Here is a 12081-nt window from a genome sequence, read left to right on the forward strand (position 1 = left end):
TATTTGCCTTGCCGCGGCATGCGGCGGATGGGTTTGAGCGAAGGACAATCCGTTAAAAGAATTCACCTTACAAAACCAACTGCTTATTAATAAAGATTATCGTCGATTCTATCAACGCGTCGATTTGTTCTTCTGAAATATTACCAAAGCCATGATCTCCACCATCTACCGTGATCATTTCGTTATAAATTTTACAATCGTCCAGTGATGTTTTTAACTTTTTAGATTGTTCAAGCGATACAATCTTATCCTTGGTTCCATGAATAATAAGTGTCGGAATAGCATGACTACTAACTTTATAGCGTGGAGAATAGGTCTTATTGATTTCTTTTACTTTTTCTTTATCTTCTTTGAATGAGGTACCAGTCATGGCTAGCGTAAGCTTTTCGCGGATATCATATAGCTTAGGAACAAACAACTTAAACATGGCTGTGGAAAAGCCGCCCAAATCGACCTTAAATAATTCATTGAGATCGGTAGGTCCAAAATTATCGACAATGTAATTAAGTTTGGCCGGGTAGGCCGACAACTCTTCTCTTCCATTATACTCGTCTTCAGTAGAATACGCTATTAATAGACCGATATGTGCACCTGCAGATCCGCCCCACATGCCAAAATTATCTGTATCTAAATTATAGACGGACGCATGTTTATAGAGCCATCTTACCGCATCCTTACAATCTTCCAGCGGCTGCGGAAAATGAACACTGTCAGAAAGTAAGCTGTAGCCGATGCTTGCTACGGCAAATCCGCTTCGCAACAACCCTTCTTTTAGTTTTCGCATATAATAAATGCTTTCCATTTCTTTATCGCCAAAAGCCCATCCGCCGCCGTGCACCACGATAACTAATGGAACCTTCTTTGTCTGCGCCACAGCCGGTAAAAAAAGATCTAACCGCGCAGAGTCCACACCCGACGATGGCTTATAACCCAGATCAATCAATGCGCGGTAGGCATACGCTGATGAGTCTGTTTGGGCAGAGGATTTAGAGATCAGAGTAAGGCATATCGCAAGTGCCGAAACAACCCGAATGTAAAATGGCGTAAAATGTCCGTTGAGCATTTTTATATTGTTGTATAGTGTAAATATTGATAGAGGCCAAAACCCTCCATATAGCCATTTTAATAACTTACGAAAACGGCAAAAGTTTTTGGCATTTCATTTTAACGGAGCAAGTCTGATTCACTTTCGAGAAAAATGCAAACAGCCAGTTTATAAAGCCTGTTTGCATTTTTTAATAGCATCAGGTAATACCTAAAAAACAATATAATAATGAGCTATTGATTCCAGAATGGATTTTGCACTAAATTTGGATTTTTATCGATTTCTGCTTGCGGTACAGGATACCAGTAGTTTTTAGCAGTGAAAACCCGCCTTTGATAAACCGACCGCTTAAAATATGCCAGTGGGTTGCTTTCATTATCATCTTTTTCGGTGCCCGCAAAATTCATCCCTGAAAAATCGCCGTTTAATGTGGCCTCCCCTATCTTCCAGCGTCGGATATCCCGGTACCGAATTCCTTCATTGTTAAGCTCCACTCGACGCTCCCTACGTATCGCTTCGCGCATTTCCGACTGTGATGCCGGTATAGGTAGTGCGTCTGCTCCCGATCCAAACGGCGGAACCCCCGCACGCACACGAATTTGGTTTAAGTAGTTCAAGATTTCGCCGTTTCCCGGATCAGCCTCATTAAGGGCTTCCGCGTAGTTGAGATACACCTCACCAAGCCTATATAAAATACCGGGGCGATAGGGATTTGTTCCGTTTCGCGGGTCGTGATCTGGGTGCACTTTTTTACGGATTAAATAGCCGCTCGGCGGTGCATCATGGGACGGACCGCCGTCCGGCGCACCACTATAAAACTGTGTCGTTCTACCTTGGCGCCGAAACCACGCTTCATTGTAAAGGACTGATATGTAGAAGCGGGGCTCGCGATGTGTATACATATTGTATGTTCCTGTTAGGGTGACCTTTCCGCCACCCTGGGATTCAGCCCATTTTGTGTTTCTTATCTCATCCGCTGTCGAGAATCCCTTTTCTACATAGCCCGAAAGCGGGTCATTGATAGGCCTTCCATTTTCCATGTAAAAGGCATCGACCAATGATTGTGTAACGCCGTAATTACCGATTCCAGCTGTGCCTCTTGGCTGCGCGAAGCGATCATACTCCGATGTATTACTGCTTGGCCTTGCGAATAGAATTTCATTGTTGCCATCTTGTGGCCGACGAAACATCATATTTTGGTACGAAAGAAAGGGGTCGATAGTTCCATCATCATTGTACTCGTAATAAAGACGATGGCCAGCAGCTGTGGCTGCATCAAGGAGCAGTTTTGAAGCGTCTGCAGCTTTACCCCATTTATTCGCATCATAGTTACTATTGTAGATCTCCTCACCTTTATCATTTACAAAGCTAGTGTAATCGCTATTGCCATTCACAAGGGGGCTGGCTGCGAAGAGCAAAAGCCGCGCTCTAACTGCTAGGCACATGATCGATGTGGCTCGTCCATATTTCTGAGATTCTGTATACCGGGCGGGTAACAATGCGGAAACATCCAGCAGCTCTTGATCTATCCATTGCACGACTTGGTCAAAAGGGGTTTGTCCTATCATCAGCTCCTCCTCACTGGCTTGCGGATCTGTTAGCCCAAGCTGAAACGGAATAGCGCCATAGCTTTCCAGCAAAAGCGAATAGTAATAAGCAATCATAAAGCGCGCTTCTGCTTTCATGAGCTCTACCTCACTTTCAGGCACCAATTGTGCTGGATTAGCCTTCACATTGTCTATAAAAATGTAAGCCGATCGGATTCGCCTTGGAAGTTCTACCCAATAATTAGCAGGCCAAGGTGTACTAGGATTCCAATTCCCGACTTGCTTTCCAATGACTGGCCAGTCAAATTGTTCTAAACCAGGAGAAGGCGCGGCATCATCTGATAAAGGATCATTTTCGTTATACCTTGCATAACCCCAATAAGGATCTGGAACATTGCTGTAGATACCTGCTAACCAGTCTTCCGTTCGTGTCTTATCATTAAAAACCATTTCTAGCGTCAGCTGATCATCGGGCATGCGATCTAAGTACTTGCTGCAAGAGAGCAATATCGTGAATCCGAAAACGACGGAAGTCAGCATCTTTATTTTAAGTGCGTTCATATCAAAAAACTTTACTATTTAAAATTCAGTTCTAGTCCAAGCGATACCGATTTCATTACCGGATACAGCATACCATTCGTAACCGACAACTCCGGATCCCAAAGCTTAAAGTCGGATAAGGTTAATAAATTATTTCCCCGGGCGAAGATTCGTAGGGAAGCTACCTGTACCTTATCGAGCCAGCGTGATGGAAAGTTGTACCCCAGTTCAACATTACGCAAACGCAAGAAACTCATATCCCGCAACCACCAGGTAGAAGGCGCATTATTATTTGTGCTTAGATAATCGGAAAGCCTTGGATAGAATACATCTTGTCTCGGATTATCCACCGTCCACCTATCGTCTACATTATCGAAGATATTTCCCATAGCTCCCCGGGTACTGCCGGGAATAAAGTTGTTCCCTCCAATAATGCGGGATGTTTTAGCCAGCCCCTGAAAGAAGAAACCGAAATCGACAGATTTGTATCGCGCGTTAGCTCCAAACCCATATACAATCTGTGGATCCACTGTTCCGCCAATAGCCGTTAAATCCAGTGCATCTATAGCGCCGTCATTATTCAGATCGCGGTAACGGATGTCGCCTGGCCGAACAACCCCTAGCGTGTGCCTCGGGATCCCCTCCCGCAATATTCCGTTCGCAACATCATCAAAGTCCCCTTCTGTAAACAGGCCTTCGGCGATATAGCCAAATAGCTGTCCTATAGGTTTTCCAGTAGAGGATCGCGACGTACCAATCACCGCACTAGGTTCATCCTGTTCGATAATTTTATTGGCCGCATAGGTAAATGTACCCCGGACCGACATAAAAAAGTGGTCGCTAAACGTTTTTCTTGCATCCAGCGATATGTCTACCCCTCTATTGTTGACCTGCCCAAAATTTGCCCAAGGCATTGCAGTGAAGCCGCTTGAGCCGGGAATAGATAGCCGCTGCATAAAAATATCGGTTCGCTTCTCGGAAAATAGGTCAAGCTGTAAATCTACAGCGTTCCAAAGCCCTAGCTCTAGGCCCAGATTTGTTTTGGCTACCGTTTCCCATGTTAAATTGGGATTACCCTGATCACCTTCCCAGCGACCGGACCGTGCAAAGTCATTGTCCAGCCCCCACGTGTAGCCAAGACCGTCGTTGATGGTTGTGATATAGGCAAAGCGACGACCATCCAATCTATCGTTACCAACAAGCCCATAAGAACCCCTTAGCTTAATCTTGGAAAACAGATCGCGCATGTCGGCCATAAATGGCTCTTCTGAAACGTACCAGCCTAATGCAAAAGAGGGAAAAAAACCGAATCGTCTGCCACGGGCAAAATTTTCTGACCCATTATAGCCGAAATTAAATTCAGCTATGTAGCGGTTATCATAGTTATACGAAAACCGTGACGCGATACCTTGATTACGGAATGGCAATAAATCTCCCGTATCTAAATTTCGTTGATTGTAAAGGATCATCCCCTCCACATTATGCTTACCAAATATGCGGGCGTAATTTATGGCGCCTTCTAGGTACACACTATTGCTTCCCCATTCGGAGCCTCTATTGTAACCTAGGAATTCCTGACCATAGGTATCGATCACTAGGTTTAAACGTCCATCTTCCAAGCGGCCGGTAGCAGGATTATAGTAATCAGGATCTTTGCTGCGAACGACTGAGTTACTTGAAAAACGATCAAAAGAAAACAAGCCCCGCGCTTTCAAGCCTTTGAGAAAAAAAGCTAAATCCTGTTCGACAGCAAACTGGGATTCGATTTGGCTATCGCTAAAGCGATTATAACCACGTTGTGTAGCCAGCGCCCAGGGGTTCACCCGTTGCGGTGTACGCGGAATTTCTCCGCTCGAATAAATCGTGGGATGTACAAAGGGTGGGATTGTGAAAGCTTCCTGAAACAAGTGATCAACACGTTGCGGTGCTGAAATTCGATTCTGCAAGTAACCGCCTATATTTAAGCGCAAGAGGGTTGTCGGGCTAACGTTGACATCCACGTTGGATCTTACGTTATATCGAGATAACTTGGACGAGGAATCCCAAGCCTGTGCGTTATCACGTTCGATCAATCCTGTTTCCCGATAAAGTGCTGTAACCAAAGAGTAACGTAAAACATCCGAGCCTCCATTCACGCTGACATTTGCCCGCGAGTTGGACGCTTGGTCGCGTAATATGGCGTCTAGCCAGTTGACGTCTGGATACAAATCCGGATCTACCCCGTTACGGGTATTATCGATTCGCTCTTGGCTGTACGCAGGACTTCTTCCATTTTCGCGCTGAATGCTGTTGAGCACCTCCAGGTAATCTGCTGCTCCTATAAATTTCGGCAGCTGCACCGGCGAGGTGATCCCCTGCTCAAAACGCGTGGTCACAGTCGGCTTTCCAACCTTCCCCCTTTTGGTATTAATCAGGATCACACCATTTGCACCGCGCACGCCATACACCGCACTTGCAGCGGCATCCTTTAATATCGAGAACGATTCAATTTCTTCCGGATCCATGTTATTAAGAGAGCGTTCTACACCATCTACCAAGATCAGTGGTTGTCGATTTTGTCCGAAGGTGCTCAAGCCGCGTATCCAAAAGGTAGAATTGTCAAAGCCCGGCTCACCGGTGCGCTGCACTGCGATAACGCCTGCAAGCTGGCCTGCCAAGTTATTACTTAGGGAACGGGAGGTTCCTAGCTTGAGCTGTTGCGGTGCAATCGTCGTAATAGCGCCAACTACCGAGGCACTCCGCTGTGTTCCAAATCCCACCACCACAACTTCGTCCAGCGCATTTGTGCTGTCCTTCAAAACCACGCGGTAGTTTGCGCGATCCGTCAGTACCAGGCGCTGGGGAACATACCCTAATAAGGAGACGTGTAAATCGATGTCCTGCGGCGTTACCGAGATAGAAAACCGACCTTCATTGTCACTCGAAACTTGCTTGTTACTTGCTCCGCTTACAATTGTAGCGTTAGTCAAGTGCTTACCTTGCTCATCCATAACTTCGCCATTCACAACGCGCTCTTGCTGGCTAGCCACACTAGCCGCTGCACGTCTTAAAACAAGCGTATTATCTTTTATGCTGTAGGTAACATCGGGGGGGAGTATGCTCTTTAATACCTGCGCCAATGAAGTATTTGTAAAATTACCGGACACCTTTTTGTTATCATCTAAATCTTCAGGGGAATACATAAATTTTAATCCGGTTTTTGCATTCAGATCTTTAAAAGCCTGCTTTAAGGATACATCACTAAAGCTAATTGTAACCTGTTGCTGCAAGCGATAAGCTGGCGCTGCACTAGCCTCTGCTATGGTTAAGGATAGCAAAAATTGAAGCAAAAGAACTCCCCGTGCAAGCAGCAAAGGCTTACACTTTTCAATAATTAATTTATACATTTGCGATTAATTGATTAGTCACATAATTAATTTATTTTTTGCCTTCTTAAGGCTATCGGTGAGGGATGTTACAGCATCCCTTACTATGTCTATCGCTTCGTCACATACGTCACTCCTTTCTTTTTAAAATAGCGCACTTTATTTGTCATTTCAATAATACCCAACACCTCTTCAATATGTTGGTATCGACTGACGGTGCCTGTAATAGGTAAATCCTTAGCAGATCCTATTACACGAATATCAGTATCATACCAGTCTGCCAATTCGTGCATCACGTTTTCCAATTTTTCCCCTTCAAAGGCAAATAATCCATTCCTCCAAGCTTCCAGCTTTTCTTTCTCTCTGCCATGCAAAACATAAATTTTACTTTCCCCTTCCGCTACGAAAGCCTTTTCGCCAGGCACTAATAATACTTTATTTTTACTGGCATTATGCATCAGGCGGACACTCCCTTCTTCCAGGTGAATGTTTTCTTCAGTATCTGCACTAGCATCAATTTTAAAGCGTGTCCCTAATACTTCGATGGTCTGCAGGCGAGTTTCTACAATGAATGGAATGCGTTGGCCATTTCTTAACAGCTTTTTAACGGCAAAAGAAGCAATACCTTTTGCCAGCACGCGTCTCTCATGTGCATCAACTTCGGATACATACTGCACAAGTGCCATCGGCGCAAGCTTTACGACACTTCCATCCTGCAGTACCACAGTAAAGATTTCGTTAGAGGGGTTGCTCACCGTAATGGTATCCTTCAAATCCTGCGGTTGAATATTTGTGAGGTTCAATACCGTTTCCCCTCCCGAGGTTTCCAGTGAACCACCTTTCGGCAAACTGTCTTGAATATTAAACCGATCGTTTCCGATGCGAAGTGTCGCGCCCACTATGGTTCCAGACCGTTGTTTGGGAAGAGTATCACCCCCCTTGTAACGAAGCACATAGATTGTCAGGAACGTAAATAAAAGGGCAATACACGCCGCTGCAGATATGTATAATTTGTATTTGCGTTTTGCCTTTTGCGGTTGGCGTTGGGTTTGTGAAGCTATTTCCTGTTCCATTTCGGATCCGATACGACGCAAATCTTGATCGCAAATGAGCTTCTGAGGCACGTTCTCGTAAAATTGATCAATCAAGTTTCGCTCATCCGGATTCGATTCGCGACGCAGATATCGCAAAAATACAGCTTGCAGTAGTGATCGTATTTTCTTTCTATCAAGAGACATATACGTCGATTTATAAACGGTTATTACATATATGTCGTGGAGCAGAAACAAACTCCCAAAAAAATATTTTTTTTTTAAAGATGGATGTCGAGCCTGTTCGGTTGTCGGTTTACCTAGCGGCCCAAACCTTTTTTATGCTTACACAATCAATCTTCCATGTACCCTCCCCACCCTACGATATGCTTCAAAACATCTACTGGTGTTTCTTTAAAAACATACATACCGTCGTACTGCAATAATTTTACACTGCTGCCAAAACCCATTTCAACCGCTCCCGTTCCGTCCTTTGCATAAACGACGTGGAAATCATTTTTTTCTCGAAGTTCCCTAATCTCACCGCCCTCATCCTCGATACAATCAGGAAGCCCTATTTCCGCGGCCACCTCATCGGCGGTCATGCCAAATTTCAGCGATCCAACGCCGACATAGGGCTGTATTTCGAATGGCGTATTCATTTTTCTTTCCATTGTGTGCAGTTTGTACTTTTAAAGATGATGAAAATGTGGCTTTATTACGGATAAAAAGCTCTTTTTAACATCGCTTATAAATTTGAATGTGCTAAAAAATTTCCTGATGGAATACAAACATAAAAAGCAGATACATGATTTTTCTAAGCATTTGTTTCAAAAGCATTGTTGCATTGAGGAGCTGATTTTGAACGGTCTTCGTCGATATGTTAAGCGTATGGCTTATCTGCTGCGTTGTTTTATCTTCAACAAACCTGAGGGTAAAAATTTGGCGTCTCTTCTTCGGTAGAGATGCTATCCATTTTTCCACAAGCACATTGTACTCTTGTTCAACAAGCCTACCATCGGCAGGCTCAAAATTACACAAAGTATCGAGAAAGTCCTCGACAACTTCAAACTGTTTTGGTTTTCTACGAAAATAATCAATCACTTTATATTTGACTGATTGAAAAAGGTAACTCTCCACTGCTTCGATACGCTTTAAGTTACGTTTACTCCATAAATCTACGAAAATTTCTTGAACTATTTCTTTAGCCATCATCTCATTACGTAGCCTGGAATTAGCCGCTACAAAAAGTTTTTGCCATGTTCGCTGGTATATTTCAGCAAACGCCAAGTCATCATCTTTTTGAACTAAAAAGAATAATTCTTCTAGACTATATGGTGCATACACTAGCATCTAACACGCAGCATGTTTAAAATTGATTAACACAAATATATTAAATATTTCATTTAGAAAAACTCAATCAAAAACAATCTTATTTCCCCTCACGAATAAGAAATATTTATCATCTTCTATTACGCCGCCCATTTGACAGACGGTATATATTATTTGTGCTATCGGAATTGAATGGGTTAATCGATTACTAACATAGATACTATCAAGGATTGGTCTAAGAGTTTTTAGCTGATAAAAATGCTGTTGTGTGCCTTTTCGGTATATCTCCTACCCATCGTGAGTTTTGATGAAAAATAGAATGCTCTTATTTGACTTTAAGGCCGTTTTAGTCAATTTATTTAAAATTATCAATCGGTCAACGGTTGAGTTCAGCATCTTTTATTTAATTTAGAGCTCGAAAGCAAACTTTAAAACACACGGATGAGCAGACAGCGTCTATTCTTTCTTCTTTTTTCACAAAGTATTCTTGCGCTATCCTCGACGCAAGCGCAAGGATTAAAAAACGGTTGGGTTGGACGTTACGTAAATTCCATCATCAATGATACGACGTCGGCAGAAAAGTCGACGCTTACGGTCTACCCTACATTTGCATCGGCACCTGAAACCGGTGTAGAACTGGGGGCTTCCATCTTAAAACTCTTCTATGCCAAAGGAGATACCCTCAATCGGCTAAGCGAAATGCAAGCCTTCACTTTTTTCACCTTTAAAGGACAGTATGGAGTTGTGCTGGACAACGCTATTTACGGCGACCAAGATAAGTGGTTTTTCCTGGGCGAAACTAAGATTCAAAAGTTTCCGCTATCCTATTATGGTATAGGTCCCAATACCGCGGGCGATCATCCGGCCGTGGTAGATGCTTTCCAAGTATTATTCAAGCAGCGTGTACTTCGAAAATTGAAAAAGAATTTATTTATAGGCCCGGAACTGGATTATCAACTGCTATCAGGCGTCAACTTTGAACAACCTGAAGAAGGAAGCCCCTACGAAATTCCGGTAGGTGGTGAAGGCACGCAAAATCTCGGTTTGGGTTTAGGCTTGGTGTATGACAATCGACACAATGTACTTAACGTTCGGGAAGGATTGTTCGCAGAACTTGCCTACCTTAAAACATTCTCTGGATTTATAAGCGACTATTCTTTTGGTACGGTCAACATGGAGGTACGTTCCTTTCATAAAATAGCAAAAAACAATGTTCTGGCATGGCAAGTGAAAGGCCAGTTCTTGCATGGCGACGTTCCGTTTAATCAGTTAACCATGCTTGGCGGTGATCGGCTTATGCGCGGATACTATCTAGGTCGTTATAGGGATAGAAATCTTATAGCTGCGCAAGCGGAATACCGTATGCTACCATTCAGCTTCAGTAAAAGGCTAGGTGCGTCTATATTTGCTTCGGCGGGCGCGGTATCGCCCACACTAGGCGGCTTTCAAGCGCGCAATATACGTGTGGCAGGCGGCGTGGGTCTCCGTTACCTGTTGTTCCCTAAAAAAGATATTTACATCCGTTTTGATGTAGGCTTTACACGGGAAGGTGCGAACTTCTATATTTTTAATGGTGAAGCTTTTTAATTTACGCTGTAGAAATAAATGAATGCTATCGCGATGAGGATAGACGACGACCTGGCAATCTTCATTTAATTAGGACTGTACGGGCACATCTGCAGCAACAATACGTAATATTTTACAACAGCTTCTCGAATGCCCTTCTCGCGCTACCTCGGAAATACACTTCCCCACAGTAATGATATCCTGCACGATCAAATATCTTTAGCATAGCCATATTATCAAAATTGGTATCGGCACGTACGCTGTGGATATTATTCGTGAGCGCAAATTTTTCTATCTCAGCTAGCATCACCTTTGAAAGCCCCTTCCCCAGCTGGGAAGCACTAATGGCTACTCTGTGGAAAACAACAAAATCGGCGTCGCTTAGCCATTTCCCTTCAATGTTTTCATAGGCGGGTTCATCATTAATCAATATGGACGTATACCCGACGATCTCCTCGCCATTTAGCAATACAAAGCCTTGTTCCTTCTCAATATCATGATTAACCACAGTTGGGTTAGGGTATCCGTCTTGCCATTGTGCGCTGCCGTCCGCCTTTCTTCTTTCGATGGCATTTTGCAGGATTGTCCAAATCGCTTTTGCGTCAATTGGGGTTGCTTTTCGAAATGTATATTCCATAGTATATGCCACGAATATAACAAGTTTAGACGAATAATAAATGAATAGCTAACGCACACGGCCGAACCGAATTCCACCGATAATCATCAAGGTAATGACAATCGCGGACCAGCCGGGGTAATGTATGAAGAGGTAAATGGTAAGTCTACAGCTCAATAGCAGCAGAATAAACAAGAAAGCTTTCTTTATTGAATCCATGTTGCACACGGCGATTACAGCCAGTACCGCAACGAGGCACATAAATATTATCAACATGACGCAATGTAAGTCTATTCATGTTAACTTGATATTAAGTTTTACGGTATATATATAAGCTCGCGTATCCAGGATTCTAGCGCTATCATATATGGAATATTCTCTTTTGTCTTATTTTTTACTACTTTGTATATATCTATATTATTTTTTATGCCTCGTACTGACATACAGCAAAAACACTTTTCGAACGCTGAGGCTTGGCGGGATTGGTTAGTAGAAAACCATGAGACAGAGGACGGCATATGGATGATCTGTTTCAACAAAAAATCGGGCAAGTCAGGCATTTCGTGGAGCGAAGCTGTAGACCAAGCCTTATGCTTCGGTTGGATAGATAGTATAAAACGATCTGTAGACGAGTATTCGTCCATTCAATTTTTTGGAAAGCGAAAGGCTAAAAGCACTTGGTCGAAGATTAACAAACTAAAAGTCGACCAGCTGATAGCCAACGGCTTGATGGAAGCCTCCGGCTTTCAAGCCATCGAAATAGCGAAAAGAAACGGATCGTGGACCATACTGGATGACGTTGAAGCCTTGATTATACCATCAGATCTGGATGCTACATTAATAAGATCGCCAGAAGCGTATTCCTTTTTTAATGCACTTAGCAAGTCTAGCAAAAAAGCTTTGCTGCAATGGGTCGCACTTGCCAAAAAGCCAGAAACGCGACTCCGCAGGATTGAAGAAATCGCATCAGCTGCTGCGCAAAAAACAATGCCCAACTCATTTTAGTGAGAGAACTATCGTGCAGAAAGAGCTTCGGCAA

Annotated in this window: 10 protein-coding genes; 2 read left to right on the forward strand and 8 right to left on the reverse strand. The window is 43.5% G+C overall.

Features of this window, described 5'->3' with window-relative positions:
• Nucleotides 1-67 precede the first annotated feature (67 nt).
• The 6 genes from DI53_RS19490 to DI53_RS01480 all read right to left on the reverse strand — a co-directional run bounded on the left by DI53_RS19490 (nt 68) and on the right by DI53_RS01480 (nt 8881).
• Nucleotides 68-1063 carry an alpha/beta hydrolase gene (locus tag DI53_RS19490; RefSeq protein WP_052071947.1) on the reverse strand — a complete coding sequence of 332 codons (996 nt, stop codon included), beginning with the start codon at nt 1061-1063 and terminating at the stop codon, nt 68-70.
• A gap of 215 nt (nt 1064-1278) precedes the next feature.
• On the reverse strand, nt 1279-3153 hold the full coding sequence (locus DI53_RS01460) for a RagB/SusD family nutrient uptake outer membrane protein (RefSeq protein WP_037494603.1): 1875 nt from the start codon (nt 3151-3153) through the stop codon (nt 1279-1281).
• 14 nt (nt 3154-3167) lie between these two features.
• Nucleotides 3168-6518 (reverse strand): TonB-dependent receptor, encoded by a 3351-nt coding sequence (locus DI53_RS01465; protein WP_081939363.1) that lies wholly within the window; start codon nt 6516-6518, stop codon nt 3168-3170.
• Between the two features lie 89 nt (nt 6519-6607).
• Nucleotides 6608-7735: a FecR family protein gene (locus tag DI53_RS01470; protein WP_037494605.1), complete on the reverse strand. Its 1128-nt coding sequence runs from the start codon at nt 7733-7735 to the stop codon at nt 6608-6610.
• A gap of 146 nt (nt 7736-7881) precedes the next feature.
• Nucleotides 7882-8202: a hypothetical protein gene (locus DI53_RS01475; RefSeq protein WP_037494607.1), complete on the reverse strand. Its 321-nt coding sequence runs from the start codon at nt 8200-8202 to the stop codon at nt 7882-7884.
• Between the two features lie 91 nt (nt 8203-8293).
• On the reverse strand, nt 8294-8881 hold the full coding sequence (locus DI53_RS01480; RefSeq protein WP_037494609.1) for an RNA polymerase sigma factor: 588 nt from the start codon (nt 8879-8881) through the stop codon (nt 8294-8296).
• Between the two features lie 420 nt (nt 8882-9301).
• On the opposite strand from DI53_RS01480, the gene DI53_RS01485 reads away from it, so the two are divergent.
• Nucleotides 9302-10447 (forward strand): BamA/TamA family outer membrane protein, encoded by a 1146-nt coding sequence (locus DI53_RS01485; protein WP_037494611.1) that lies wholly within the window; start codon nt 9302-9304, stop codon nt 10445-10447.
• A 112-nt stretch (nt 10448-10559) separates the two neighbouring features.
• On the opposite strand, the gene DI53_RS01490 is transcribed toward DI53_RS01485, so the two are convergent.
• Nucleotides 10560-11063: a GNAT family N-acetyltransferase gene (locus tag DI53_RS01490; protein WP_037494613.1), complete on the reverse strand. Its 504-nt coding sequence runs from the start codon at nt 11061-11063 to the stop codon at nt 10560-10562.
• Between the two features lie 48 nt (nt 11064-11111).
• The gene (locus tag DI53_RS20445) at nt 11112-11318 is read right to left on the reverse strand and encodes a hypothetical protein (RefSeq protein ID WP_131555143.1); all 207 of its coding nucleotides are present in this window, start codon (nt 11316-11318) and stop codon (nt 11112-11114) included.
• Between the two features lie 150 nt (nt 11319-11468).
• On the opposite strand from DI53_RS20445, the gene DI53_RS01495 reads away from it, so the two are divergent.
• On the forward strand, nt 11469-12047 hold the full coding sequence (locus DI53_RS01495; RefSeq protein ID WP_037494616.1) for a YdeI/OmpD-associated family protein: 579 nt from the start codon (nt 11469-11471) through the stop codon (nt 12045-12047).
• The last annotated feature ends 34 nt before the right edge of the window (nt 12048-12081 follow it).

The organism is Sphingobacterium deserti (assembly GCF_000757725.1).
Taxonomy (GTDB): Bacteria; Bacteroidota; Bacteroidia; order Sphingobacteriales; family Sphingobacteriaceae; genus Sphingobacterium; species Sphingobacterium deserti.

Coding starts and splice junctions, on each gene's coding strand:
- DI53_RS19490 (WP_052071947.1), bottom strand. CDS start 1,063: ATGCTCAACGGACATTTTACGCCATTTTACATTCGGGTTGTTTCGGCA.
- DI53_RS01460 (WP_037494603.1), bottom strand. CDS start 3,153: ATGAACGCACTTAAAATAAAGATGCTGACTTCCGTCGTTTTCGGATTC.
- DI53_RS01465 (WP_081939363.1), bottom strand. CDS start 6,518: ATGTATAAATTAATTATTGAAAAGTGTAAGCCTTTGCTGCTTGCACGG.
- DI53_RS01470 (WP_037494605.1), bottom strand. CDS start 7,735: ATGTCTCTTGATAGAAAGAAAATACGATCACTACTGCAAGCTGTATTT.
- DI53_RS01475 (WP_037494607.1), bottom strand. CDS start 8,202: ATGGAAAGAAAAATGAATACGCCATTCGAAATACAGCCCTATGTCGGC.
- DI53_RS01480 (WP_037494609.1), bottom strand. CDS start 8,881: ATGCTAGTGTATGCACCATATAGTCTAGAAGAATTATTCTTTTTAGTT.
- DI53_RS01485 (WP_037494611.1), top strand. CDS start 9,302: ATGAGCAGACAGCGTCTATTCTTTCTTCTTTTTTCACAAAGTATTCTT.
- DI53_RS01490 (WP_037494613.1), bottom strand. CDS start 11,063: ATGGAATATACATTTCGAAAAGCAACCCCAATTGACGCAAAAGCGATT.
- DI53_RS20445 (WP_131555143.1), bottom strand. CDS start 11,318: ATGTTGATAATATTTATGTGCCTCGTTGCGGTACTGGCTGTAATCGCC.
- DI53_RS01495 (WP_037494616.1), top strand. CDS start 11,469: ATGCCTCGTACTGACATACAGCAAAAACACTTTTCGAACGCTGAGGCT.